The sequence below is a fragment of the Ottowia thiooxydans genome, assembly GCF_040548795.1.
In the GTDB taxonomy this organism is placed as follows: domain Bacteria; phylum Pseudomonadota; class Gammaproteobacteria; order Burkholderiales; family Burkholderiaceae_C; genus Ottowia; species Ottowia thiooxydans_A.
Genome location: NZ_JBEPSH010000007.1, coordinates 30,830 through 55,345, shown reverse-complemented (window position 1 = coordinate 55,345; position 24,516 = coordinate 30,830). Strand labels below are relative to the sequence as shown.

Here is a 24,516-nt window from a genome sequence, read left to right as displayed (position 1 = left end):
TTTTGCATTCATTTTTTTGGTATTTTTCTTCGTATCTGCTTGTGCTCTTAATGGTCACTGGAGCTGAGGCAGCGCCCCTGAACGACACGGGGATAGTGGGTCCCACCACTGTGGGCGCCAGGCATGACGGCGACGATGCACGTTACGGGCGCGATGCGGCGGCAGCGCGAGGAGCGCTTCCCAAGGTAGGCGCCAGTGCCGGATCCGTTTCGGGTCAGGCCAACGGTTTTGACTTCACCAAAGTAAGCTCTAAAGGCCGAACGCTCCCTGACACTGCGGTTCTTGGCAGCAGTCGTGAAGATTGGGCTTGCACCCTGGACAACCACACCGGGCGTCTCTGGGAAGTCAAGCTCAATGACGCTTCGCATTTTCGGCACATGGGGCATACCTATTCATTGCAGCCAGGTGGGACACGAGGGACCGGTCCTACCGGCACCTGCCATGAGCACGGGCGTTGTGATGCAGCAACCTATGTGCAGGCAGTCAACGCCGTCGGTTTGTGTGGCTTTCACGATTGGCGCCTTCCTACGCAGGTTGAACTGAGGAGCTTGGTCGACAGAGGCCGGTTTCAACCCGCGGTTGATCCCCTGTACTTTCCCAACACCATGTCAGATGCGTACTGGTCAAACACGCAGCGGGTTGGCCGAGTTCAAGGCTACTGGGCCACGGACTTCGAGAGCGGCGCCGGGGAACCTTATGGACATGCAGAACGGCTTCATATCCGTCTCGTCAGGCAGGCGCAGTAGTTTCTTGCACGTCCTGTTGTCCCATTTAGTTTGATTGAATTTTGCACCCCATGATACGAGCTCGTTTTATTGTTTGGCTGCTGCTTACGGCGGCTTCTGCTTCATTTTCCACATGGGTACACGCACGCCAGAGTTGCTCGGCTGCACTGCCACAGGCCACTCCAGGCAGTGACTTCGAAGATGCCGGACCGGGCATGGTCCTTCACAAGCCCACCGGATTGATCTGGAAGCGCTGCGCAGAGGGGATGACTTGGGACGGTCACCAATGCCGTGGCAATTTCGAAACCTACACCTGGTCTGGCAGCTTCAAGAGAGTCGAAGCGGTCAACAGATCTGAATCCTATGCGAGAGTCATCAGGCCAGACCAGCCAGAGTGGGTGCGTTGGCTCGGCGGGGCACCCGCAGGAGCTCTGAAGCCAGGCGCCAAGGAAATTGAAAGCCTGGGTGCCTCAGACTGGCGCCTGCCTAACGTCAACGAATTGCTATCCATAGTGGAGACGCAGTGCCGTGAGCCGGCCAGCAACGTGCAGCAGTTGCCAGATTCGCATTCATCTGACCCGCTGGTGAATTTTCTGACCGATACCCAGGTGTTCGAGAGGCCGTTCTGGTCCGCCTCGCCCGCCGCGGAGTCGCAGCGACATGCTTGGCAAGTGAACCTGCTGCTGGGCACAGACCATATTCTCCCGCGCAACAGCGCTGGCTTGATTCGTTTGGTCCGTGCAGGAAATGGCTTTCACGGGTTTGATGCCAAGACGGCGGTGATCCAGCAAACGCCGGCAGAGTCTGTGCCAGTGCCGGCACCCGCTGTGACACCAGACGATTCAGGGCAACCCTTGCTGGAAGACTCTTCGGTCGAAGGTATTGAAACCTCCGAAGTCGAGCTTGCCGGGCAGCCGGCCATGGAGCCAGTGGTTGAGTCTGAATCCGAGCCTGCCGTGGATCATTTAGCCTCTGGTGGACACGGCCTGCGAGCTCATGTTGATCACGAGGGGCAGGACGGTACTTCTAGCGTGGACGCCGCTGACCTGTCCGAGTCGACGGTGTCTCTTGCTACTCAAGACCCAGAGCAACACCCAGAAATCGCATCAGTCCCCAGCCTGAGCGAATGGGCGCTGATGATTTTGAGTTTGTTGACCGCCGTTGCTGGTCTGCGGCGCCTGCGAAGCCGTTAAAAGCCGCGAGGATAGGACGTTCGATCCCCGGGGTCTCAGGCGCTCAGGCGCTTAGCCATTGGATGCGTCCTGTGGACACGTCATGGAGCCCCCCAGAGATGACCAACTGGCGTTCCGCAACGCGCCTTTTCAACACTTCGCTGCGCGCGGTCAGTCTGGCGACGGCATCACGCACGTTCTGCTCAGTCAAACGTCCGACCAACTCCGTGTTGCTGGAATTGGGAACGCCCTTGTAGTTAAGCTTTTCCAGGGAAGGGCGGATTTGGGCAATGACGCCGGTCAGAAGGCCGGCTTTGACATTGTCCACAGCGCCCTTGATGGCGCCGCAGTCACTATGGCCCAGCACCACGATCGCCCGGGCGCCGGCAATTTCAGTTGCAAACTCCAGGCTTCCGATGATGTCGTCGTTGACGAAGTTGCCCGCAATTCGCGCGGCAAAGATATCGCCGATGCGCTGATCGAAAAGCAGTTCGGGTGAAGAGCGGCTGTCGATGCAGCCTACGATGGCCGCAAAGGGGGCCTGGCCGCCGGAAGTGGCGTGCACCTGCTGGCGCAGATCGCAATGTATGGACTGCCCCGAAACAAATCGCTCGTTGCCTTGTTTGAGCAAGGCCAACGCTTCGTCAGGCTTGATTTGAGCCTGCGTCTGCCTGGTTTGCACCGCGCACGTCTGCTGAGCCTGTACCTTGCTGGCGAGCAGCCAGGAGGACGCGGCTAGAACGCCCTTGAAGGAATTTCTCCGATTGAGCATGCAACGACCTCCCATAGGTTACTGAAGGCATGCTACGAACACGAAGTCATTCGAGCGTGCGTTAAAAAATGTTCAAATTGAATCATAAAGTGTCTCGATCAATTTGTCACATTTTTTATTGAGAGCTTTTTGAGTTGTTCTTAACGACACAAGCGCGCCCAGCGGAACGCACGCTGTTTAAGGAGCCCAGGCATCCGGTGCATAATCAATATATACATACCGCCGAGGCGAAACGCTCGGCGGTTTTCGCATTTTTGCAAGGAAAACCGAGACATGGCCACCATCCCGATTACCAAGCGCGGTGCCGAGAAGCTCAAGGCCGAGCTTCACCGCCTGAAAACCAAAGATCGCCCCGAAGTCATCAACGCTATCGCTGAAGCGCGTGCGCAAGGCGATTTGAGCGAGAACGCTGAATACGACGCTGCCAAGGATCGCCAGGGCTTCATCGAGGGTCGCATCAAGGAAGTGGAAGGCAAGCTGGCTGCAGCGCAGGTGATTGATCCAACGTCGCTGGATGCAGGCGGTAAAGTGGTGTTCGGCGCGACGGTTGAACTGGAAGAAGAAGAGTCTGGAGAGAAGGTCACCTATCAGATCGTGGGTGAGGACGAAGCCGACTTGAAACTAGGCTTGATCAACATTTCCAGCCCGATTGCCCGTGCGCTGATTGGCAAGGAAGAGGGCGACACGGCCGAGGTGCAGGCACCAGGTGGGGTGAAGCACTACGAAGTCATCGCAGTGAAGTACGCCTGACCTCCAGACCATGATGACGCGCATGTTTCTTTTCGGTGCCGCGTTATGGTGGGGCAGTTTGACTGCGGTGGGCTTCATGGTGGTGCCCATGTTGTTTGCGCATATGCCGACACCGGCCATGGCTGGTCAGATGGCGGCCAAATTGTTTGCGGCGCAGACATGGCTGTCCGTGGCCTGCTGCATCGTGTTGATGCTGATCAACCGGCGGCAGGCAGGAACGCCTAATATGGAAGACTTGGACGCAACGCGTTCAGACACACACACCAGCCAAGCGTCGCTGATGTTCATCATTTTTGGCCTTTTGATGGCCTTGTTGGTGGAGTACGGAGTCGCACCGCGCATTGTTGCTCGCGAGAATCTTCGCTTGTGGCATAGCGCCGGTACCGTGATGTATGCCCTGCAATGGGTGTGCGCTGCGGTGGTGCTGTGGCGTTCTGTAGAAGATCGGCATAAAAGACCAGCATGAATTCACCTATCGTCGAAATCGGGCTGACCGATTGGAGCCAGGCACACTCAGAGCCCGAGTGGACTCGCGCGGTAGAGGGTGGCAAGGTGCTTTTCTTTCCCCAACTGGGTTTTGAACTTCAGGCGCAAGAGAGACCGTTGCTGCGTGAGGACATGCTCAAGGCAGGCACGCGCAATGTCAGCCTGGGGGCAGACGGCGTGCTCAAAGGGGCGGCAGGCAGCGAAGAAGAGCAAAAGGCATTGGCGGTGATGGTGGGACGCTTTCGCCAACAGGCCATGCAACTGATTGATGGCTTGCTGCCAGAGTACAAGGGGCTGCTGCGCCTGGCACCCACCAGTTTTCGCCCCAAACAGGTGGAAACGCGCGCGCAGTCCGTGCGTGCAGACGATCAGCGCATGCATGTCGATGCCTTTCCATCTCGCCCCAATTACGGTGAACGCATATTGCGCGTTTTCACTAACCTGAATCCGCAGGGCGTGCCGCGCGTTTGGCGCATAGGTGACGATTTCGAGACCGTCGCACGGCAATTCTTGCCCCAGGCCAAGCCCTACAGTCTTTGGCAAGCCAAAGTGCTTAGAGCCTTGCGCGTCACCAAGTCACTTCGCAGTGAGTACGACCATCTGATGCTGCAGATGCACGACCTGATGAAGTTCGACGAAACCTATCAAAAAAGCGGCGCGCAAACGAGGATGCTTTTTCCTCCAGGCAGTGTCTGGGTTTGTTTTTCTGATCAAGCCACGCACGCGGTGATGGGTGGGCAGTTCATGATGGAGCAGACGCTTTACCTGCCGCCGGGGCGAGAGGTTGATCCGCATTCGAGTCCTTTGGCAATCCTCACCCGCCTGACAGGTCGACCCCTGGTGGGGGTCGGCACGGGCAAGGCGATCTAGCCAGACGGAAAGGGGCCGCCTCTAAGGCAGCCCCTATGGGCCAGCCTGCTTTCGTTACTTGGCGCTCCCTCGAACAAGCTTGCTGGACAGATTCGGATCAGCAGAGATCTGCGCCTCAGTGAAGCGAATATCCAGATACTTGCCTTCGCTGTACATCCGCGTCTGTGATGTGAAGTAGGGCGACTTGTCGTTGGATGACTGGCCCTGCACCTGAATCTGCTTGCCTCTCGGGCCATCCGGCGTCAGCTCCACCCAATAGACGAAACTGCTGCCGTTTGTCGCGACCCAGCCGTCTGCGCCGGCAAAGGGATTGCCGCTAAGGCGCTGAAAGATGTTGCCACCGGGTAGAGAGATCCGCTCCGAGCCGACAAGCCGGTACTGATAACCGCGCAGCGATGCGTCCAGAGGGATCCGGTTTTTCACCAGATCGTCCACAGCCCCGTAGAGCGCTTCGCGCACCGCATCCGATTTATTCAAACCCCGCGGGGTGTTGTAGGGGTCAGCGGGATCGAAAGGCACGGTGTAGCGGGCGGCGCTGGTGCCGCTGCGTTCGACGAACCGGCGAAACAGTACCGCGCCGGGATCGTCGAGCTGGTACGTTCCTCCCCAGGCAGCGATGACGGCGCAGGCTTGTGGCAAGCTGGCCGGAGCGTCTGGCCGCGTCTGGAGTTCGGAGCAGAACTCCAGCAAGTCTGGTCGCCACATGCGGGCAAACTCTCGACCGTCGAACAGCACGTTAACGAACTGATCAAAGGTAAAGCCTTTGCTGGGCAGACCATCTGTCCCGGAAATTCGCTCTTCCAGCATCTGGAGCGCGGTCCGAGTGCGTTGACTCAAGGCCACTCGCTCGGGACCAAACATGGACGCATAACCTTCGAGCGGCTGCTTCAGATTGGTGATCCAGTGGGAGTCGTTGGTATTGAACGTGTAGTCGTTCCGGAACTGGAACGGCATCATGGAGGGAGGGAATACGCCTGGGAATGGCGCTGCAGGATCAGTCTTGGGTGCGCAGGTGCTGTTGCTGCCGTCCAGGACGCCGTTTTCGACGGCACACTGCTCCCTCATCACGTCTGTGACGTAGGGCAGCGGGGTGGGCATCGCACGATAGGCGCGGCCACCCATGTCTGCCGCTACCATGTTGATCCATGCGACCCCCATGGCTGCGCTGTTGGCGGCATGGATGTCGTCCACTGTCTTGGCCTGGCTGTACATGTGCCACATGTTCAGGCCCGAGACCTTCAACGGGCTGTGCTTCCACGTATAGGCGTGTTCTTCAGTCCAGGGACGGCTGCTTGAAGCGGAGACGGTGCCAAAGATGGTCTCGTAGTAGGTGTGTGTGTAGGGCTCCAATTTGCCTGCAGCGTTGCGGACTTGGACGGTGACTCGAGTAGGCGTCATTTCGTGCCGGACACCGTCAACGATATAGCTCGTAGGCGCACCGGGCACAAGATTCAGGCGGTAGCGAACCCCATTGGTGACTACAGCGCCTGCGGAGGTCGCTCCCCAGCCGACCTTGTCGTTATGGCCGATGCCGATCACCGGGCTGGCGCCGAACGTCATGCCGTTGACGTTAAGTTTTCCGGGAATTGTGAGGTGGGCACCCACCATCGCATCGGCGGTGCCCCATTCCCAATGGGGGTTGGAGAACACCATGCCATGGCCGCTCTGCGTAGCCTCTCGACCTAGCGCAACCATATTGCTGGCTGTGATCTTCGGCGCAGGATTGTCCGCGATGATGGCTGCGGACTTGCTCTGGGGAGTGCCTGGGGCTCCTGGAGGCACTGCTGCCATGAAGCCGGCCAGTTCGTTGCGCACGGCAGTGAGCATGTCGGCCCAGAATGTCGCGTTGAGGTAGACGTCCCGCTCGGTGATGGGGCGAACCCAGTCTGCTCCATCGCAGCGCGAATCGGTCAGGACGTTATTGACTTCTTTCAAGTACTGGTTGTAGCCGGCCACATAGCCGCGCACCAGCTCGCGAACCTCGGGCAGCACGCCGGTGGGGCCGGTGTCTTTCATCAGTTTTTCCAGCCATCCCTCATCGATCATCTTCCTGATGTAGAGATCGCTGGCCAAGTTGCCATTGCGAGCGTCGAAGGCGAATTTCGGGCCCTCTGGTCCGAACCTTTTGGCCACCTCAGCGCCTACCGTCAACCACCGGCCAGACATGGCGCAGCCATGGTCTTCTGCCCAGACGTAGCCCATACCGAACCCTACGCTTGCGTAGTCGTCCGCCTTCACGTGGGGAACACCGCCGGTCGTTCTTCTGATTTCTGCCTGGAATGTGTTGGGTTTCACGGGATCGTCGGAACCTCCGCCGCATCCCGCCAGCAAGGCGCTCATGACTCCAATGAAAACTATTGGTTTTGTGCGGCGGAATGACTTTCCCATGCCGACGGCTGCCATAGGTATATCTGACATACCCTCTCTCCTGCTTGAAATGTGGATCGTGGCGACTCACAGAAATGCGAGTCAAAATATAAACCGACCGGTCGGCTTATTAATTTAGACCATGCATTAGTACGAATTGCATAGGGATAACCCGCGCAACCGTATCAATTGGTGAATAGCCTGTTCCGCATTTGGCAACGGGGAATCGCCGCGAGCGTGCTGCGGTGCAGTGACGGCGTTATTCAGACCAGGCTTGGGCGACCCAACTTGCGGGTTTGATGTACGCAAAACGCTTGTTGCGCTTTCCCGCTAGCGCATCGGGTGGGTTGACTTCGCCATGGAAGATGACGATGCGGGCATCCTTCGGGACGAACGGCGCCTTCCAGTAATTGGTTGGCCAGGCTGGAATGCCGTGGTATTTGAAGCTTGGGCACCACGCTGCAGGCCAGTACGACAGCTTGCCTTGTTTGTGCAGGAAGTGCGAGAGGTATTCCTGCTCGTTGCGGTATTCACGCTGCACCTGCGCCATGTTTTCCCGGAAGTGTTTCAGTACGTCCGAGTGCGCACCCAGCGTGAATCGATAGACCGAAGAATTTCCCACGATGCGCTCACCAAAGCGCCAGAACCTTGGGTAATCGTGGATGATGAGGAACTCGCCTGGCTGAGTAAAAAACTCGTCCAGACTGCCCACAATGACCACGTCCAGATCCAGAAACAGCGCAGTGCCGCGCAGGCCATGAAGATCGGCCTCGAAGGTGGTGAGCTTTTTCCAGGCGCCATCACGCTGCCCTGGCTTCAGGTGCAAATCAAGTTGAGGAATGGGACGGCAAAGTACTTCCGGGCGGATGCCGTTGCTGTCGTCGGTCAGGCAGACCAGTTGGAAGTCGCCAGTCAAATGCCGGCGCACCATGCCATAGAGGCGATTGACGTATTCCGGGCCGTATTTCGTGCCCCATTTCATGCACAGGATGTGTCGCATTCCCGGCTGGGCCAGGCGCTTTTCACCATCGACTGAGGAAACCGTCTGGGCTGCTCCGGCATAGTCTTTCGACCCGATTGGAGCGGTTGACATCAGTCCAGACGGCCTTTCTTGACCGATTTCTGTTTAGGGGTGGTGCGCTTGACCTTGCCGCCGGAGGTGAGTCGCTGGTTACCCAGCACTCGCAAGACCTTGACCTCAGGGCGCTGTCCGCCACGCTTGCTGTACTTGAGGACTTTCACATCCTTGGGTCCAGGCATGCGGTCTTCGTCGACGCTTCGTGCTTTTTCAGGTTTTGGCCGCCACAACACCAGCAGTTTGCCGATATGTTGGATGGGGGCAGCGTTGAGGTCGCCGGCCAGTTGCTGATAGATCAGCTCGCGTGCGGCACGGTCGTCTCCGAGTACGCGGATCTTGATGAGTCCATGGGCGTTCAAGGCCGCATCGACCTCTTTATGGACTGCTGGAGTGAGGCCATCGCTGCCGACCATCACCACGGGGTCGAGGTGATGCGCTTCGGCGCGGTGTGCTTTGCGTTGCACTGGCGTGAGTTCGATTTGGGGCATAGTCGTATTATCGGCGCTCCATGAAAGTAAAAACCAAAAGCAAGAAAGTCAATAAAGCGTGGTTGAACGACCACGTGAATGATCCTTACGTCAAGTTGGCGCTACGGGAGGGTTATCGTGCCCGCGCCGCCTACAAACTCAAGGAAATTGACGAAGCGCTGCATCTCATCAAGCCCGGCCACCTGGTGGTGGACCTGGGCAGTGCGCCAGGAGCCTGGAGCCAGTATCTACGCCGAAAGCTCTCACCATCAGGGGCCGCAGTAGGCGAATTGAATGGAACCATCATCGCGCTCGACCTTCTCCCCATGGAGCCCATTGAGGGGGTGACATTTTTGCAAGGCGATTTTGACACGCCAGAGGTTCTTGCTCAATTGCAGCAAGCCGTGGCTGGCCGTCCTGTAGACGTGGTGGTGTCCGACATGGCGCCCAATCTCTCAGGCATTGAGTCCAGCGATGCTGCGCGCATCGCCAATCTTGTGGAACTTGCTCTGGATTTTGCTCAGGCGCATTTGAAACCGGATGGTGCGCTGGTGGTCAAATTGTTCCATGGCAGCGGATACAGCCAGCTGGTGAAGCTGTTCAAGGAAAGTTTCCGGGTGGTCAAGCCCCTGAAGCCCAAAGCTTCGCGCGACAAGTCGTCGGAAACGTTCTTGATAGGCATTGGCCTGAAAAAGTCGGCAGACGCATCGTAGATCGTAAAAACGTTGTTAGATTGCTAACACGCTCCTGGAGACCTTCCAGTGGGCGCCAGGCCCCCATCGCCCCAAAAAATCAGCAGAAAGTTACAAATACGGCCTTCATTCACAGGGTTGATGAATCAAGGAGGGCCTGCCTTTGCCTTGAAAGGCCTAAAATGGGCACCATATGCTCGGCATTGCCGGTTTTTTTGCCGCCGGGCTGCCCCCAGGCAAGAACGTCCCACCAGGGACAGCGATACTCGTTAATCGAGTCAATGTGGGGCTTATTTTGACTGGAGCGTAAGGCCTTGAAGAATCAGTGGTTCTCGAAGATCGCCGTCTGGATGGTCATTGCCATGGTGTTGTTCACCGTGTTCAAGCAATTCGATGGCGGCCGTATGGCCAATGCCAATCCCATCGCTTATTCCGATTTCCTGGATGAAGTGCGGAACAACCGCGTCAAAAGCGCGACCATTCAGGAAGGGCAAGGCGGTACAGATATCGTCGCCGTCATGAATGACGACAGGCGGGTTCGCACGCAAGCGACCTACCTGGACAGAGGTCTGGTGGGTGACTTGATCAACCACAACGTCAAATTTGACGTCAAGCCGCGTGAAGAAGGCTCCTTGCTCATGACCTTGCTGGTCAGCTGGGGCCCTATGCTGCTGTTGATTGGCGTCTGGGTTTACTTCATGCGCCAGATGCAAGGCGGTGGCAAGGGTGGTGCGTTCAGTTTTGGCAAATCCAAAGCCCGCATGCTGGATGAAACCACCAACCAGGTCACTTTTGCTGATGTCGCAGGTTGCGATGAAGCCAAGGAAGAAGTCAAGGAAGTGGTTGACTTCCTGAAAGATCCGCAAAAATTCCAGAAGCTGGGTGGTCGTATTCCGCGTGGCTTGCTGTTGGTCGGCCCTCCCGGCACTGGTAAGACGCTGCTGGCCAAGTCGATTGCGGGTGAAGCCAAAGTCCCATTTTTCAGTATCTCTGGCTCGGATTTCGTTGAAATGTTCGTGGGTGTGGGCGCAGCCCGTGTGCGCGACATGTTCGAGAACGCCAAGAAGAACGCGCCCTGCATCATCTTTATTGATGAAATTGACGCAGTGGGCCGCCAACGTGGCGCTGGCTTGGGCGGCGGCAACGATGAGCGTGAGCAGACACTCAACCAGATGCTGGTCGAGATGGACGGCTTCGAGACCAACCTCGGTGTGATCGTTGTGGCGGCCACCAACCGTCCGGACATTCTGGATGCGGCTCTGCTCCGCCCCGGCCGCTTTGACAGACAGGTCTATGTCACGCTTCCGGATATCCGTGGGCGTGAACAGATCTTGAATGTGCACATGCGCAAGATTCCGATCGGCCAGGACGTCAGCCCCAGCATCATTGCGCGCGGCACGCCAGGTATGAGCGGTGCTGATCTGGCCAACCTCTGCAATGAAGCTGCCTTGATGGCTGCACGCCGCAGTGCCCGTGTCGTCGAGATGCAGGACTTCGAGCGCGCTAAAGACAAGATCCTCATGGGGCCAGAGCGCAAGAGCATGGTCATGCCCGAGGAAGAGCGTCGCAACACGGCCTACCATGAGAGCGGGCATGCCCTCATCGGCAAGCTGCTGCCCAAGTGCGATCCGGTACACAAGGTCACCATCATTCCTCGTGGTAGAGCCCTTGGGGTGACCATGAGTCTGCCTGAGCAAGATCGCTACAGCTACGACAAGGAATACATGCTGAACCAGATCAGCATGCTCTTTGGTGGTCGTATCGCTGAAGAAGTGTTCATGAATCAGATGACCACCGGCGCCAGCAACGACTTCGAGCGAGCTACCAATCTGGCCCGTGACATGGTCATGAAGTACGGCATGAGTGTCGCGCTAGGTCCTATGGTTTATGCCGAGAACGAGGGTGAGGTGTTCCTTGGCCGCAGCGTGACCAAGACCACCAGTATCTCGGAAGAAACCTTGCAAAAGGTGGACGCCGAGGTGCGGCGCATCATTGATGAGCAGTACACGCTGGCGCGCACATTGATCGAGGACAACCAGGACAAGATGCACGCCATGGCTAAAGCCTTGCTGGATTGGGAAACCATTGACCGCGAGCAGTTGGACGACATCATGGCTGGCCGCGAGCCTCGTCCGCCCAAGGACTTCACGCCGCGCACGCCATCAGCGCCAGGCAGTGGTGGTACGCCTCCAGCGGCCAAGCCCGTTGATCCGGCGCCTACAGTGGCTTGATCAAGAACTTGTCGGTTGAAGATGCAGCGGGGCTTTGGCCCCGCTTTTTATTTTGAGACATTCCTATGCAGTGGAAAACCACGCGTTTTGAAATCGATTTGAGCAAACCACGGGTGATGGGCATCGTCAACGTGACGCCGGATTCGTTTTCCGATGGTGGCCAGCACGCAGACACCCGCGCCGCTCTACAACACTGCGAGCAGATGCTGCGCGAGGGCGCTCATCTGCTGGATATTGGCGGGGAGTCCACGCGGCCAGGGAGCCCCGCAGTACCTTTGGCTGAAGAGCTTAGCCGTGTGGTGCCCTTGGTCAAAGAGGCGGTGAAGCTTGGCGTGCCGATTTCTGTGGATACCTACAAGCCTGAAGTCATGGCTGCAGTGCTGGATCTGGGCGCGGATGTCATCAATGACATCTGGGCTTTGCGAAGGCTGGGAGCCGCAGGCCATGCGAGTGCAATGGAGGTGGTGTCGGGTCACCCGGATTGCGGAATTTGCCTGATGCACATGCACCGGGATCCGCAATCCATGCAGGTGGCGCCTATGGATGGAGACGCCGTGCCCCAAGTGCGCCAGTTTCTGGAGCAAGCGGCAGAAGCGATTCAGATGCGTGGCGTAGACAGGCGCAGAATTGTGCTGGATCCGGGAATAGGTTTCGGCAAGACAGTGGCGCAGAATTTCTCGCTCCTGGCTCGGCAACAGGAGCTACTGGCCACGGGATTCCCCTTGCTGGTGGGGTGGTCCCGCAAGTCTTCCATTGCAGCTGCGTTGCAAGGCAAGGCGCAGGAGTTGCCCGCGCCGTCAGAGCGTGTGATCGGCAGCGTGGCGGCCGCGCTTTTGGCAGCGGAGAGAGGAGCCCACATATTGCGTGTGCACGACGTCCATGAGACGGTGCAGGCACTCAGAATTCTGGATTCCGTGACTTGACCCACACTTTTCTCCGAGTGCCTTGCGGGATAATCGGGGAGGGTCTGAAGACTATCGAATTTATAACTGTTTTTACAGGCAGCACAAGAAGAATGAGCCGAAAATACTTTGGAACCGATGGCATTCGAGGCACAGTGGGACGCTCTCCCATCACACCGGATTTTGTGCTTCGGCTCGGACATGCCGTAGGCCGGGTGCTCAAACGGCATCATCCAGATCCCGTCGTGCTTATTGGCAAAGACACGCGGATATCTGGCTACATGCTGGAAAGTGCCCTGGAGTCTGGGCTTAATTCGGCAGGGGTAGATGTAGTGCTGTTGGGCCCGGTGCCGACCCCCGCCGTGGCCTATCTCACGCGTGCTCAAAGGGCTAGCCTGGGCGCCGTCATCAGTGCCAGCCACAATGCCTACCCCGACAATGGCATCAAGTTTTTCAGCGCCAGCGGCACCAAGCTTCCCGACGACTGGGAACGCGAAGTCGAAGCCGTGTTGGAAGAGCCGGCGGAATGGGTCGATTCAGCCCATCTGGGGCGCGCCCGGCGATTGGCCGATGCAGCGGGCCGTTACATAGAATTTTGCAAAAGCACCTTCAGCAGCGATCTCACCTTGCGCGGTATGAAGATCGTGGTGGACGGTGCCAACGGTGCTGCCTACCAGATTGCACCCAAGGTGTTCCATGAACTTGGCGCCGATGTCGTTGCCATTGGCTGCTCGCCAGATGGTCTCAATATCAACGATGGTGTGGGTGCAACGCATACAGAAGCTCTGGTGAAAGCCGTTGCCGCTCATCAGGCCGACTATGGCATTGCGCTCGATGGCGATGCAGATCGTCTGCAATTGGTTGATGCCTCCGGCCGCCTCTACAACGGCGACGAACTGGTCTATCTTTTGGCAGCCGACCGCCTTGCACGCGATGCAGTCTCACGCGGCGCCACACGCAGCCCGCAGCTGGCGGGGGTGGTGGGAACACTCATGACCAACAAAGCGGTCGAAGTGGGGCTCAGGAAGCTGGGTCTTGAGTTTGTGCGCGCCAAGGTGGGCGACCGCTATGTGCTGGAAGAGCTGTCGCGCCGCAATTGGATACTGGGCGGCGAAGGCTCAGGTCATCTGCTGGTACTTGATAAGCACACCACGGGCGACGGCATTGTGTCTGCCCTTCAGGTGCTGCAAGCGTGCGCGGTGAGCGGCAAGACGGCAGCCGAGCTTCTGGCAGGCGTTGAGCTCTTTCCCCAAGTACTCATCAACGTGCGCTTGCGAGAAGGTCAGGATTGGAAAAACAACCAGCAGCTGGCGGAAGAAACACGAGCCGTGGAAGCTGAGCTTGGCGATGCCGGGCGCGTGTTGATTCGCCCGAGTGGCACAGAGCCGCTGCTGCGCATCATGGTCGAAGCTCAGGAGGCCGCACTGGCGCAGTCATGTGCGGAGAGATTGGTCGCCACAGTCCAGGCGGAGAGGCTCCCCACTGCTGTGGGGCATTAAGAGGCGAGAGGGCCAAACCACAGGGGCAGTCTCGCAGCCCAGGACCTTAAGCTCTGCGCCCGGCCCTTCGAGGATAAAACAGAAAGTACAGATCGGTGAGGGCGGATATGCCAAGCAGAGTAGAAGTTTCTCTAGTGAACTATCAGGACTCAGTCGATGCGCAAGCCGTCGTTGCGTTGCTGAACGAATACGCCAGCGAGCCTGCGGGTGGTGCCGAACCCCTGACGTCTGAGGTGAAAGAGCGGCTGGTGAGGGAGATGGCCGAGCGCCCTCATCTTTTTTCGGTCTTGGCGTGGGCGGACGAAGGTGATACACGGAAAGCCGTTGGCCTTATCAATTGCGTAGAGGGTTTTTCCACTTTTCTGGCGCGCCCTCTTGTCAATATTCATGATGTGGTCGTCAGTGCCAGCCATCGGCAACGAGGCATTGCACAGGCGATGTTCGACTTCGTGGAGCGCGAGGCCGTGCGGCGCGGTGCCTGCAAGCTGACATTGGAAGTATTGACGGGCAACACATCTGCCCGGCATCTGTACGAAAAGCAAGGCTTTGCTCCCTACGCGCTTGATCCCGCCTGGGGCGAAGCCATGATGTGGCAGAAGAAGATCTAGGGCGTATTCGGCAGACTTGAAGTCCGTCGCGCCAAGCCTTGAATGCCTTGCCGTGCTGTGTCAGTCGGCACTGAATCCGGACGCCTTCACCACCGGGCCCCAGCGGCCCAGATCGTCGCGAATGGCCTGCGTCAGGCTGGAGCCGGGCGACGGGTCAGGATTGCTTCCGAGTTTTTGCAATGCCTCTTGCACTTCAGGGGCGCCCGAGACTTTGATGGCCGCTGCTTCCAACTGTCGCACAGTGGCATCCGGCGTTGCGTTGGGCACAAACAGACCCGTCCATTCCAGGTGGTTGAACTCGTTGTAGCCAAGCTCTTGCAAGGTGGGCACATTGGGCAGGCGATCAGTGCGCCGGGTACCGTTGATGGCCAGTACCTTCACCCGCTTGCCATGGTATTGCGCCATATCAGCCACGGGGAGAATGCCCGCCGCTATCTGGCCACCCAACAAGTCCTGCGTAAGCGGGGCGGTTCCACGGTAGGGCACGGATACCAACTTGGTGCGCGTGAGCTCGCCCAGGCGGTAACCGATGAATTGGGGCAGGCTACCAGGCGCGGGCACGCCATAGTTGGCATGCTTTTCATCGGCTTTGGCCAATTCCAGCCATTCTTTCAGTGTGTTGGCCGGGCTGGAAATAGGGACGGTGATGGCTTCGTTGAAGCTGGACAAACGCGCGACCGGTTTGAAGTCTTTCGCACCGTCGTAACGCACGCTTTTCATGGTGAGAGGAGCCATCACCATCATGTGGGTGGTGCCGAGCAAGATGGTCAAGCCATCACCCGCTTGAGTCTTCACATAGTCAGCCGCAATGGCGCCGCCCGCACCACTGCGGTTGTCCACCACCACAGCCACATCAAGCTCGTTCTTGAGCTTGTCCGTCAAGGTGCGGGCCAGGACGTCCGCGGATCCACCAGCGGGAAACCCCACCACCAGACGCAAAGGACCTCGACCTGTCGGAATTTGCGCCCAGACAGGGCCGGCTGACGCCAGCGGTAGCAGGGCAGAAGCGAGCAAGTGACGACGTTGCATGGGGAGGTCTTTCAAAGGGGGAATAGGAGTGATTCAGGGGTCTACAGTGGTGCCGTGCGATGAAACCAGGGCCACGCACGTTCCATCTCCGCTGACAGCTGCAGCAAAGTCGAGTCTTCGCCGAAGCGGCCCACCAATTGCACGCCGACAGGCATGCCGTCAGATGTCCAATGCAGAGGTAAGCTGATGGCGGGCTGACCCGTCGCGTTGAAGGCACCTGTAAAGGGGACCAAGCTGCCGGCTGCTTGCTTGAACTCAGAAAGTGACAGCGTCTGCGTGGAAAGCGTGCCGAGCTCTACTGGCGGAGATGCCATTGTCGGGGTGAGCAAGACGTCCACAGTTTCGAAAAATTGCGCGATCTTGCGCACTTCCTGGTTGATCCGGGGGAACTGGCTCGCATAGTCCACCCCCGTGACGCTGTGACTCTGGCGGATGGCTTCCCAGGTTACGGGCTCCAGCTCGTCCTCACGTGCAGGGCGCCCGAGTACGGCCTCACGGGCCCGTAGCTGGGCCGCCAGTCCGGTGATCAGCAGAATGCCGGTGGCAGCACCCAAAGCGGCTGGCGAAAAGTCTGGCCTGCCGGCTTCAACCACATGGCCCATCTCCTCCAGGCGCCTGGCGGTGTCCAGCACCGCAGCTTCGCATTCTGGATGGACTGCCTCGTCCCGGAAAGTGCGGGTTGTAAAGGCAATCCGAAGTTTTCTCGGAGGCTCGGCGATCAGTTCCAGGAAGGTCCGTGCGGGGCGCGGGGTGTAGTAGGGTGCGCCCACGTCGGGCCCCGCAGTGGCGTCGAGCAGGGCTGCGCAGTCGCGGACAGACCGAGTCACCGCATGCTCATGGCTCAGGCCGTGGGTGGCATCGCCACGGTGGGGGCCAGTGGGTAGAAGGCCCCGGGTCGGCTTAAGGCCAACCAGACCGTTGCACGACGCAGGAATGCGGATGGAGCCGCCGCTGTCTGTGGCATGTGATGCCGGCACAATGCCTGCTGCGACGGCCGCCGCTGCGCCGCCACTAGAGCCTCCGGCGATCCGGCTCAAGTTCCATGGGTTTCGAGTGGCGCCGGCCAGCGCCGTTTCAGTCGAGGGGCTCATCCCAAGTTCCGAAGAAGCGGTGCGGCCCAGAATACGGAGACCGGCGCGGCGCAGGCGTGCCACCGTTTCACTGTCAAAGTCGAATGATTGACCTGCGAACAGACGGCTCCCGTGTGCAAGCGGCATGCCTTTGACTGGCGCATGCAGATCCTTGATGAAATAGGGCACGCCTCCCAGCGGCCCTGAGGCTGGCGCACTGCGCGCCTCTGCCACGGCTGCCTCATCCAGGTAGGTTACTGCGTTGACTTGCGGGTTGACCGCGCTTAGCCTCCCGAGTGCCGCCTCCAAAACCTCGCTCTGCTTGAGCTTGCCGTTGCGGATGGCCTCTGCCAAGCCTAACGCGTCAAAGGCTCGGTACTCATTGAAACTCAGACTCATGAACGATCTCCCACCACGGCCATGACTTCAATTTCCAGGCGACCGCCCAGTGCCAGGCCACTGGCGCCGAATGCGCTGCGGGCTGGATAAGGCTGCTGGAAGAACTGCTTGTAAATGGCGTTGAAGGCTGGCCAGTCGTCCATGTTGGCCAGCATGACGGTGCACTTGACCACGTCACGCATGGAAAAACCGTGGTGCTCCAGCGCTTGCTGAACGTTGCGCAGCGCCTGTTCGGATTCAGCCTCCACGCCGCCGGGCGCAAGTTGAAGACTGCCCGGTAACGTGCCCATCTGGCCCGATAGATAAAGGGTGTCGTCTACACGGACGATTTCAGAAAACGGCAGCCCTAATTGCGTGAATGCGGGGGAGTTGAGGTACTGAATGCGCGGCATAGGGTCTCACTTCTTTTTCGCAACTCTAAGCGCTTCAAAGTGTTTGAACAAATATCAAATTTTGAACCAAGTCATACAATTAACTGATGGATATGGATACCCGACGTTTGCATTACTTCGTTCGTGTGGCGGAGGCAGGAAGCCTCGGGCGCGCGACGCAGAGCTTGCATGTGGCGCAACCCGCCCTGTCTCGCCAGATGCAACTGCTAGAAGATGAGATTGGCGCAGCGCTTTTCGAGCGCACGGCGCGTGGCATGGAGCTCACCGCGGCTGGACGGAGCCTCTACACCGATGCCAAACGCCTGTTGGCGGATGGCCAGCAGGCGCTCAGGCGCGCCCGTTTGGCTGCCAGCGGCCGTCTGGGGCATCTCAAGGTCGGGTTTTCGGAAATTTATCTCTGGCATCCCCAGGCCCTTGCAGCACTGCGTCAATGCCGAGCGCAGGAGCAGGGCATCACCTTTACCCTGGAGACCATGCTTTCGGGCGCCATCACTGAGCGTTTGAGAGCGGGGCACCTGGATCTCGCGGTGGCTTACAGCGGACAGATAGACGATGAATCAGAACTCCGTCATGTACCGTGGTTTACAGATGAATATAGGCTGGCAGTGCCCGCGGACTCCCGGTTCTGCAGGCACCCGCCGTCGCGGCTGGCTGAACTGGACGGAGAAGATTTCATCTTGTTTGGCCGTGAGCAGTCGCCCCGCATGCACGACATGATCATGGCTCATTTCCACGATCGCGGGTTTACGCCTCGCATCGTGCAAGTCGGCACGTCCCACTACACCGTCATGGCATTGGTTGCCGCCGGCCTGGGGTGCAGCGTGATGCCACAGAGCGCTGCTTCACGTGTGCCCAAAGGGGTGCGTCTGGTCACAGTGCCTGACATGGCGCTCCATACACCCATCCATGCCATCTGGAGGGCCGATTCCGAGACGCCTCTTCTCAAGCGTTTCGTCGAATTGCTGACCTGTGCACCGCCACAGGCGTCCTGAGTGATGCCTGCCCCCGGATTTGCAGATGGCCCGGGCCATAATGTTTGAATTGTGAAATCCAATCAGTCAGCAGCCTCCAGCGAGGTCAATATTTCCGAGAGCGATGGCATTCGTTATCTTCACCTGGGCACCGAGTGGATCCAGGGGTCGATGCGCATCGCTACCCCCTACGACATCGATCTTGAGTACGTGCAGCGCATGATGGCGTGGCTTTTATTCGTGCCGCCAGATTCTGTGGCTGGTCGCCATGCCATGCAACTGGGTTTGGGCGCGGGCGCCATTTCCAAGTTTTGCTATAAGAAATTGAGCATGACCTGCACCGCGGTGGAAATCAATCCACGTGTAGCGGACGTCTGCCTTTCCTGGTTCCGATTGCCGCCGGAGGGGCCACGCTTTCGCGTCGTCATTGCCGATGCCGGCCATGAAATTCGAAGTGATGAATGGATAGGTACGGTGGACGCGTTGGCGGTCGACCTCTACGACGACGATGCGGCAGCGCCTATGCTCGATAGTGTGGAGTTCTATTCAGACTGCCGTCGTGCGTTGACTGACGATGGTTGCATGACGGTCAATCTTTTTGGCCGCTCCGCCAGCTTCGAGCGCAGTCTGGCCCGCATCTCGGAGGCCTTCGGTGCACAGGCTGTCTGGGCCTTCAAGCCGACCCGGGAAGGCAATACGGTCGTGCTTGCACAGCGCACACCGTCCAGGCCCAAACGAGATGTGCTGGCAGCTCGTGCAGAGCTGATAGAAGCTCGTTGGCATTTGCCGGCACGCAAATGGTTGAAGGTCTTCAAGGCTTTGGAGAGATGATTTCTTCCGTGCGTTCTGGCATTCTTTCTGGAGGCTCTCATGGCTGAACAGCCTTATCGCGGTTTCGTGCATTGGCGTCAGTTGGTCGAGTGGATGCAGGAAGACGGGGTCATCACTGCTGAAGTTGCTGAACAAACCATCGCGCGCTGCTCACAGGCCGAGAGTGCCCAGCCTGCTCTTGTGCGGCTGGCGGCCGTGGGCATCGAGTCCGCTGCAGAGGGCAGGCCGCTGGAGCTTGAGCAACTCACCCAATTTTTGGCCCGGCGCGCGGGATTGGACTATTTGCGCATAGATCCACTCAAGGTCGATGCAGGCAAAGTCTCTGAAGCCATGAGTTCGGTGTACGCGGAGCGCCACAAGATTTTGCCCGTGCAACTGGCGGCCACCGAGGTGGTGGTGGCCACCAGCGAACCTTTCGTCGATGACTGGGTCACGGAGGTTGAGCGGCAAGCCAAGCGCCCTGTTCGCCGAGTGGTGGCCAACCCAACCGATATCAAGCGTTACACGGCAGAGTTCTTTGCGCTTGCGAAGTCGGTACGGGCTGCACAAAAGAGCGGCGGTTCAGCAGTCAGTGCCAGTTTCGAGCAATTGGTGGAGCTCGGAAAATCCGGCCGCCAACTGGATGCGAACGACCAGGGCGTGATTCAGGTGGTCGATTGGCTTTGGCAGTACGCATTCGATCAGCGAGCCAGTGACATTCACGTTGAGCCGCGGCGAGATCAAGGCGTGATCCGTTTTCGCATCGATGGGGTATTGCACCCGGTCTACCAAGTGCCTTCGGGCGTGATGGGGGCCATTACTGCACGCATCAAGTTGTTGGGCCGCATGGATGTGGTTGAGAAGCGACGCCCCCAGGACGGACGCATCAAGACGCGCAATCCGCGCGGCGAAGAAATTGAGATGCGACTGTCGACTCTTCCGACTGCATTCGGCGAAAAGCTGGTGATGCGCATCTTTGATCCAGACACTGCGGTCAAGGATTTGTCTGCGCTGGGCTTTACTGAACACGATGCTGCGCGGTGGCAATCGCTGGTGGAGCGTCCCTACGGCATCATCTTGGTGACAGGGCCTACGGGATCGGGCAAGACCACCACCTTGTATTCCACGCTCCGGCGTGTAGCGACCGAAGAGGTGAATGTCAGCACGATCGAAGATCCGATCGAAAACATAGACCCGCGTTTGAACCAGACCCAGGTCCAGCCTCAGCTGAATTTCGGGTTCGCCGAAGGCGTGCGGGCTTTGATGCGCCAGGACCCTGACATCATCATGATTGGAGAAATCCGCGATCTGGAAACCGCGGAAATGGCCGTACAAGCTGCTCTCACCGGACACCTGGTGTTCACGACGCTGCACACGAACGACGCGACGTCCGCGCTGACGCGATTGATGGAACTTGGCATTCCCTCCTACCTCCTGAGTGCCACGGTATTGGGTGTGCTCGCGCAACGTCTGGTGCGAGTTCTTTGCAAGGAATGCCGGGTGCTGGATGAAGACGCTTCTGCGCAGACCCTGGCCGAAGCGATCAAGCCCTGGAAACCCAATCAAGGCAGCTACAAACCCTACAAGCCTGCCGGCTGTGTGGAATGCCGCATGACGGGCTTTCGCGGACGCATGGGCATCTATGAGCTGCTGACCGTGAGTGAGACTTTCAAGGAGCAGCTTCAAAACTCTTGCACGCTCGCGCAGTTGCGCAAGCAGGCCATAGCCGATGGTATGCGTCCTTTGCGCTTGGCCGGCGCGCGTCGTGCAGCGGAAGGTTTCACGACTTTGCAGGAGGTGATCTCTGCCACGCCGCCTTTGTCGTGAGCTTTGGCAGGGTTTGCAAGGCTCGTGCTAGCCAACGCGCGGGCCTTTTTTCCTTCACTTCGTGTTCAATTTGCATGGATTGGTTCCATGTCCTAGGGTATCCCCGGGGGCCTTGTAGGTGGAATCCACATGGTTACGGGCGTATCCAGTCGTCACAATGCGGCTTCGTGCAACCTCATAGGGGAGACGACTCGTGAGAATTAAGAGTCAGAAAGATTTTTTCGCCGGGCTTCTTTACATGGCGATCGGCATAGCCTTCGCTTGGGGGGCTACCAACTACACCATCGGTAATGGCGCCCGCATGGGTCCAGGCTATTTCCCGCTTTTGCTGGGAATAGTGCTGACCATCATCGGTGCCGCCGTGGCTTTCAAGGCCATGGTTGTTGAATCAGCTACTGGCGATCCTGTGGGCAAGTTTGCCTGGAAGCCGCTGATCTTCATCATTGCGTCCAACTTCCTGTTCGGCATTTTGCTGGGTGGAATGCCAAGCCTGGGTATCCCGGCCATGGGCATGATCGTGGCCATTTACGTTCTCACTATCGTCGCCAGCATGGCTGGTAAGGAATTCAGATGGGTCCCGACCCTGGTTCTTGGCACGATTCTGGCAATCGGTAGCTGGTTCGCATTCGTTTGGGGCTTGAAGCTTCAGTTCCAAGTTTGGCCGAGCTTCATCGGCGGTTAAGAGGGCCAGAAATAATGGAACTTTTTGAACATCTATCGTTGGGTTTCAGTGTTGCGTTCACACTGCAAAACCTGATTTACGCGTTCATTGGCTGCGTGCTGGGTACGCTGATCGGCGTGCTGCCAGGCGTGGGACCTGTGGCCACCATCGCCATGTTGCTGCCAGCCACATACGCGCTGCCTCCGGTGGCGGCGCTGATCATGTTGGCCGGTATTTACTACGGTGCTCAGTACGGTGGGTCGACCACCGCCATTCTGGTGAACTTGCCGGGTGAATCATCTTCGGTGGTGACGGTCATTGACGGCTACCAGATGGCTCGTAAGGGCCGAGCCGGCCCAGCGCTGGCAGCCGCAGGTATCGGCTCGTTCTTCGCAGGTTGCGTGGGTACGCTGATTCTGGCTGGTTTCGCCATTCCTCTGACAGAAGTGGCCTTCAAGTTCGGTCCTGCCGAATACTTCTCGCTCATGGTCTTGGGCTTGATCGGCGCTGTGGTGTTGGCCTCTGGCTCACTGATCAAAGCAATCGGCATGATCGTGCTGGGCTTGCTGCTGGGTCTGGTTGGTACCGACGTGAACTCAGGTGTGGCGCGCTTCTCGTTCGACATCCCTGAATTGACCGACGGCATTGGCTTCATCGTGATCGCCATGGGTGTGTTCGGCTACGGAGAAATCATCTCCAACCTTTCACTGCCAGACGAACAGCGTGAAGTCTTCACCGGTAAGGTGAGCCATCTGTACCCAAGCAAGGAAGACTGGAAGCGCATGACTCCTGCCATCTTGCGTGGCACGGTCATCGGCTCCACGCTTGGTATCTTGCCTGGCGGTGGTGCTCTGCTGTCAGCCTTCGCGGCCTACACGCTGGAGAAGAAGACCAAGCTCAAACCAGGTGAAGTACCGTTTGGCAAGGGCAACATTCGCGGCGTTGCAGCTCCTGAATCAGCCAACAACGCAGGTTCGCAAACCTCGTTCATTCCATTGCTGACACTGGGTATCCCTCCTAACGCCGTGATGGCGCTGATGGTGGGTGCCATGACCATCCACAACATCCAGCCTGGTCCACAGGTGATGACCAGCAACCCGGAACTGTTCTGGGGTCTGATCGCTTCCATGTGGATCGGTAACGCCATGCTGATCATCTTGAACCTGCCACTCATCGGCATGTGGATCAAGTTGCTGACCGTGCCTTACCGCTGGTTGTTCCCTGCCATCGTGCTGTTCTGCGCGATCGGTGTGTACTCCACCAACAACAACACATGGGACGTGTGGATGGTGGGCTGGTTCGGCATCATCGGCTACATCTTCATCAAACTTGGTATGGAACCTGCGCCACTGCTGCTGGGCTTCATCCTGGGCCCGATGATGGAAGAGAACTTGCGGCGAGCCCTGCTGCTCTCGCGCGGCGATTGGAGCGTCTTGGTCACGCGGCCTTTGTCGGCAAGCTTGCTGGCGGTCGCAGCCCTGCTCTTGGTCATCGTGTTGCTCCCGTCGGTGAAATCCAAACGAGAGGAAGCCTTCGTCGAGGAGTGACGAGGCAGACGGCAGAAAAATGGCACCTTCGGGTGCCATTTTTTTTTGGGGCTTCTTTTATCACGCTGCCCCTCTACGCGAAAAGTCCGGATTGAACCGCTGAACGGCAGCACACTGCTTGCTATGCTCAAAGCCCACAGCAACACTGAGTGCCTTGGCTTTGCAGGCCCTGATCGATAGGCTTGGAAAGCCCGGATCAAGTCAGCGCTGCGTACCACTGCCGTTCCCAGGTTTATATGAAATGACTGCTTTGAAAAATGACGCGCCGGCGAACGCTGCCCTGATGACCGGATTTATCCTGGCAGGCATAGGCGCGATTGGCTTCGCCGGCAAGGCCATCATTGTGAAGCTCGCCTACCGGTATGGTGTGGACGCGGTCACGCTCATCATGTACCGCATGCTGTTTGCACTGCCGTTTTTCATCATCATGGTCTGGTGGTCGGGGCGTGACAAGGAGCCCTTAAACCGGCGCGACTGGCTGGGCGTTATCGGACTGGGTTTTTCTGGCTACTACCTGTCCAGCATGCTTGACTTCATGGGCTTGCAATACATCACGGCCAGCCTGGAACGGCTTATTCTGTACCTGACGCCCACCATGGTGATGGCGCTCAATTGGATACTCAAGGGCCGGCGCATCACCATGCCGGAAATCCTGGCTGCGCTGGTGAGCTATGCGGGGGCGTTGCTGGTTTTCGGTGTGGAATTGCGCCTGGTGCCTGGCACGGGCACGGCGCTCGGCGCGTTTTTGGTGTTTCTTTCCACCTGCACTTATGCCGTCTATCTTTTCTACAGTGGCGAGTTCGTCAAACGCCTGGGCTCTTTGCGTCTTGTAGGCCTGGCGACCGCAGTGGCGTGCTTTTGCTGCATAGTGCAATTTCTGATTCTGAGGCCCCTGTCGGCCGCAGTGGTGGCACCGGAAGTCCTGTGGCTTTCGGCCCTCAATGGCACACTTTGTACGGCTTTGCCTGTGCTGTTGATGATGATGGGCGTTGAGCGGCTGGGGCCGGATTTGACCTCGCAAGTGGGCATGATTGGCCCTTTGGCTACCATTGGCATGGGAATCGTTTTTCTAGGCGAACCTTTCACGCCGTCTTTGGCCGCTGGTACGGTTTTGGTGATGGTGGGCATTTACATGTTCACCCGCACCAGGCGTTGAAGGTTTGCCGTCAATCTATTGGGAAGGAGAGCTCA

Annotated in this window: 23 protein-coding genes; 16 read left to right on the top strand and 7 right to left on the bottom strand. The window is 58.3% G+C overall.

Going from position 1 to position 24,516, the window contains the following annotated elements; all coding sequences use genetic code 11:
* Positions 1-50: 50 nt before the first annotated feature.
* Both ABIE13_RS17370 and ABIE13_RS17365 read left to right on the top strand, forming a co-directional pair.
* Complete coding sequence (locus ABIE13_RS17370; protein ID WP_354445727.1) at positions 51-746, top strand: DUF1566 domain-containing protein; 696 nt, start codon at positions 51-53, stop codon at positions 744-746.
* A gap of 50 nt (positions 747-796) precedes the next feature.
* Complete coding sequence (locus tag ABIE13_RS17365) at positions 797-1,918, top strand: IPTL-CTERM sorting domain-containing protein (RefSeq protein ID WP_354445725.1); 1,122 nt, start codon at positions 797-799, stop codon at positions 1,916-1,918.
* Positions 1,919-1,961: 43 nt separating this feature from the next.
* Here ABIE13_RS17365 and ABIE13_RS17360 read toward each other — a convergent pair whose 3' ends face one another.
* On the bottom strand, positions 1,962-2,669 hold the full coding sequence (locus ABIE13_RS17360) for a carbonic anhydrase (protein WP_354445723.1): 708 nt from the start codon (positions 2,667-2,669) through the stop codon (positions 1,962-1,964).
* A gap of 273 nt (positions 2,670-2,942) precedes the next feature.
* Here ABIE13_RS17360 and greA point away from each other — a divergent pair, with 273 nt between their 5' ends.
* From greA to ABIE13_RS17345, 3 genes are read left to right on the top strand one after another with little or no spacing between them, the layout of a single operon-like run.
* Entirely contained in the window at positions 2,943-3,419 is a 477-nt protein-coding gene (gene greA / locus ABIE13_RS17355; protein WP_354445721.1) for a transcription elongation factor GreA, read from the top strand.
* Positions 3,420-3,429: 10 nt separating this feature from the next.
* Complete coding sequence (locus tag ABIE13_RS17350; RefSeq protein ID WP_354445720.1) at positions 3,430-3,885, top strand: DUF4149 domain-containing protein; 456 nt, start codon at positions 3,430-3,432, stop codon at positions 3,883-3,885.
* Complete coding sequence (locus ABIE13_RS17345; RefSeq protein WP_354445718.1) at positions 3,882-4,775, top strand: Kdo hydroxylase family protein; 894 nt, start codon at positions 3,882-3,884, stop codon at positions 4,773-4,775. The genes ABIE13_RS17350 and ABIE13_RS17345 overlap by 4 nt, the downstream gene beginning before the upstream one ends.
* A gap of 54 nt (positions 4,776-4,829) precedes the next feature.
* Here ABIE13_RS17345 and ABIE13_RS17340 read toward each other — a convergent pair whose 3' ends face one another.
* From ABIE13_RS17340 to ABIE13_RS17330, 3 genes are all read right to left on the bottom strand, one after another.
* Positions 4,830-7,193 carry a penicillin acylase family protein gene (locus tag ABIE13_RS17340; protein WP_354445717.1) on the bottom strand — a complete coding sequence of 788 codons (2,364 nt, stop codon included), beginning with the start codon at positions 7,191-7,193 and terminating at the stop codon, positions 4,830-4,832.
* Between the two features lie 208 nt (positions 7,194-7,401).
* On the bottom strand, positions 7,402-8,124 hold the full coding sequence (locus ABIE13_RS17335; protein ID WP_354446409.1) for a glycosyltransferase: 723 nt from the start codon (positions 8,122-8,124) through the stop codon (positions 7,402-7,404).
* Between the two features lie 110 nt (positions 8,125-8,234).
* Entirely contained in the window at positions 8,235-8,708 is a 474-nt protein-coding gene (locus ABIE13_RS17330; RefSeq protein ID WP_354445715.1) for a YhbY family RNA-binding protein, read from the bottom strand.
* 20 nt (positions 8,709-8,728) lie between these two features.
* Here ABIE13_RS17330 and ABIE13_RS17325 point away from each other — a divergent pair, with 20 nt between their 5' ends.
* From ABIE13_RS17325 to ABIE13_RS17305, 5 genes are all read left to right on the top strand, one after another.
* Positions 8,729-9,400 (top strand): RlmE family RNA methyltransferase, encoded by a 672-nt coding sequence (locus ABIE13_RS17325; RefSeq protein WP_354445713.1) that lies wholly within the window; start codon positions 8,729-8,731, stop codon positions 9,398-9,400.
* 293 nt (positions 9,401-9,693) lie between these two features.
* Positions 9,694-11,610, top strand: a complete 1,917-nt coding sequence (gene ftsH / locus ABIE13_RS17320; RefSeq protein WP_354445711.1) for an ATP-dependent zinc metalloprotease FtsH — start codon at positions 9,694-9,696, stop codon at positions 11,608-11,610.
* 65 nt (positions 11,611-11,675) lie between these two features.
* Entirely contained in the window at positions 11,676-12,533 is an 858-nt protein-coding gene (gene folP, locus ABIE13_RS17315; RefSeq protein ID WP_354445709.1) for a dihydropteroate synthase, read from the top strand.
* A gap of 92 nt (positions 12,534-12,625) precedes the next feature.
* A complete protein-coding gene (glmM, locus tag ABIE13_RS17310) occupies positions 12,626-14,011 on the top strand; it encodes a phosphoglucosamine mutase (RefSeq protein ID WP_354445707.1) in 1,386 nt (461 codons plus the stop codon).
* 134 nt (positions 14,012-14,145) lie between these two features.
* Positions 14,146-14,619 (top strand): GNAT family N-acetyltransferase, encoded by a 474-nt coding sequence (locus ABIE13_RS17305; protein ID WP_354445705.1) that lies wholly within the window; start codon positions 14,146-14,148, stop codon positions 14,617-14,619.
* 60 nt (positions 14,620-14,679) lie between these two features.
* Here ABIE13_RS17305 and ABIE13_RS17300 read toward each other — a convergent pair whose 3' ends face one another.
* The 3 genes from ABIE13_RS17300 to ABIE13_RS17290 are packed head-to-tail and all read right to left on the bottom strand — an operon-like array spanning position 14,680 to position 17,509.
* Positions 14,680-15,648, bottom strand: coding sequence for a tripartite tricarboxylate transporter substrate-binding protein (locus tag ABIE13_RS17300; protein WP_354445704.1), 969 nt, complete (start codon positions 15,646-15,648; stop codon positions 14,680-14,682).
* A gap of 41 nt (positions 15,649-15,689) precedes the next feature.
* On the bottom strand, positions 15,690-17,117 hold the full coding sequence (locus ABIE13_RS17295; RefSeq protein ID WP_354445702.1) for an amidase: 1,428 nt from the start codon (positions 17,115-17,117) through the stop codon (positions 15,690-15,692).
* Entirely contained in the window at positions 17,114-17,509 is a 396-nt protein-coding gene (locus ABIE13_RS17290) for a RidA family protein (RefSeq protein WP_354445700.1), read from the bottom strand. Before ABIE13_RS17290 ends, ABIE13_RS17295 begins: the two co-directional genes overlap by 4 nt.
* Before the next feature lie 86 nt (positions 17,510-17,595).
* Between ABIE13_RS17290 and ABIE13_RS17285 the strand changes: the two genes are divergently transcribed.
* From ABIE13_RS17285 to ABIE13_RS17260, 6 genes are all read left to right on the top strand, one after another.
* The gene (locus ABIE13_RS17285; RefSeq protein ID WP_354445698.1) at positions 17,596-18,501 is read left to right on the top strand and encodes a LysR family transcriptional regulator; all 906 of its coding nucleotides are present in this window, start codon (positions 17,596-17,598) and stop codon (positions 18,499-18,501) included.
* A gap of 51 nt (positions 18,502-18,552) precedes the next feature.
* On the top strand, positions 18,553-19,311 hold the full coding sequence (locus ABIE13_RS17280) for a spermidine synthase (protein WP_354445696.1): 759 nt from the start codon (positions 18,553-18,555) through the stop codon (positions 19,309-19,311).
* 39 nt (positions 19,312-19,350) lie between these two features.
* On the top strand, positions 19,351-21,117 hold the full coding sequence (locus ABIE13_RS17275) for a GspE/PulE family protein (protein ID WP_354445694.1): 1,767 nt from the start codon (positions 19,351-19,353) through the stop codon (positions 21,115-21,117).
* 193 nt (positions 21,118-21,310) lie between these two features.
* Entirely contained in the window at positions 21,311-21,799 is a 489-nt protein-coding gene (locus ABIE13_RS17270) for a tripartite tricarboxylate transporter TctB family protein (RefSeq protein ID WP_354445692.1), read from the top strand.
* Positions 21,800-21,813: 14 nt separating this feature from the next.
* Positions 21,814-23,325, top strand: a complete 1,512-nt coding sequence (locus ABIE13_RS17265) for a tripartite tricarboxylate transporter permease (RefSeq protein WP_354445690.1) — start codon at positions 21,814-21,816, stop codon at positions 23,323-23,325.
* Between the two features lie 241 nt (positions 23,326-23,566).
* Positions 23,567-24,481 (top strand): DMT family transporter, encoded by a 915-nt coding sequence (locus ABIE13_RS17260; RefSeq protein ID WP_354445688.1) that lies wholly within the window; start codon positions 23,567-23,569, stop codon positions 24,479-24,481.
* Positions 24,482-24,516 lie beyond the last annotated feature (35 nt).

Excerpts from the sequence above, each read along its gene's own strand:
- ABIE13_RS17370 (WP_354445727.1), top strand. The coding sequence starts at position 51 with ATGGTCACTGGAGCTGAGGCAGCGCCCCTGAACGACACGGGGATAGTG.
- ABIE13_RS17365 (WP_354445725.1), top strand. The coding sequence starts at position 797 with ATGATACGAGCTCGTTTTATTGTTTGGCTGCTGCTTACGGCGGCTTCT.
- ABIE13_RS17360 (WP_354445723.1), bottom strand. The coding sequence starts at position 2,669 with ATGCTCAATCGGAGAAATTCCTTCAAGGGCGTTCTAGCCGCGTCCTCC.
- greA (WP_354445721.1), top strand. The coding sequence starts at position 2,943 with ATGGCCACCATCCCGATTACCAAGCGCGGTGCCGAGAAGCTCAAGGCC.
- ABIE13_RS17350 (WP_354445720.1), top strand. The coding sequence starts at position 3,430 with ATGATGACGCGCATGTTTCTTTTCGGTGCCGCGTTATGGTGGGGCAGT.
- ABIE13_RS17345 (WP_354445718.1), top strand. The coding sequence starts at position 3,882 with ATGAATTCACCTATCGTCGAAATCGGGCTGACCGATTGGAGCCAGGCA.
- ABIE13_RS17340 (WP_354445717.1), bottom strand. The coding sequence starts at position 7,193 with ATGTCAGATATACCTATGGCAGCCGTCGGCATGGGAAAGTCATTCCGC.
- ABIE13_RS17335 (WP_354446409.1), bottom strand. The coding sequence starts at position 8,124 with ATGAAATGGGGCACGAAATACGGCCCGGAATACGTCAATCGCCTCTAT.
- ABIE13_RS17330 (WP_354445715.1), bottom strand. The coding sequence starts at position 8,708 with ATGCCCCAAATCGAACTCACGCCAGTGCAACGCAAAGCACACCGCGCC.
- ABIE13_RS17325 (WP_354445713.1), top strand. The coding sequence starts at position 8,729 with ATGAAAGTAAAAACCAAAAGCAAGAAAGTCAATAAAGCGTGGTTGAAC.
- folP (WP_354445709.1), top strand. The coding sequence starts at position 11,676 with ATGCAGTGGAAAACCACGCGTTTTGAAATCGATTTGAGCAAACCACGG.
- glmM (WP_354445707.1), top strand. The coding sequence starts at position 12,626 with ATGAGCCGAAAATACTTTGGAACCGATGGCATTCGAGGCACAGTGGGA.
- ABIE13_RS17300 (WP_354445704.1), bottom strand. The coding sequence starts at position 15,648 with ATGCAACGTCGTCACTTGCTCGCTTCTGCCCTGCTACCGCTGGCGTCA.
- ABIE13_RS17295 (WP_354445702.1), bottom strand. The coding sequence starts at position 17,117 with ATGAGTCTGAGTTTCAATGAGTACCGAGCCTTTGACGCGTTAGGCTTG.
- ABIE13_RS17290 (WP_354445700.1), bottom strand. The coding sequence starts at position 17,509 with ATGCCGCGCATTCAGTACCTCAACTCCCCCGCATTCACGCAATTAGGG.
- ABIE13_RS17285 (WP_354445698.1), top strand. The coding sequence starts at position 17,596 with ATGGATATGGATACCCGACGTTTGCATTACTTCGTTCGTGTGGCGGAG.
- ABIE13_RS17275 (WP_354445694.1), top strand. The coding sequence starts at position 19,351 with ATGGCTGAACAGCCTTATCGCGGTTTCGTGCATTGGCGTCAGTTGGTC.
- ABIE13_RS17265 (WP_354445690.1), top strand. The coding sequence starts at position 21,814 with ATGGAACTTTTTGAACATCTATCGTTGGGTTTCAGTGTTGCGTTCACA.
- ABIE13_RS17260 (WP_354445688.1), top strand. The coding sequence starts at position 23,567 with ATGACTGCTTTGAAAAATGACGCGCCGGCGAACGCTGCCCTGATGACC.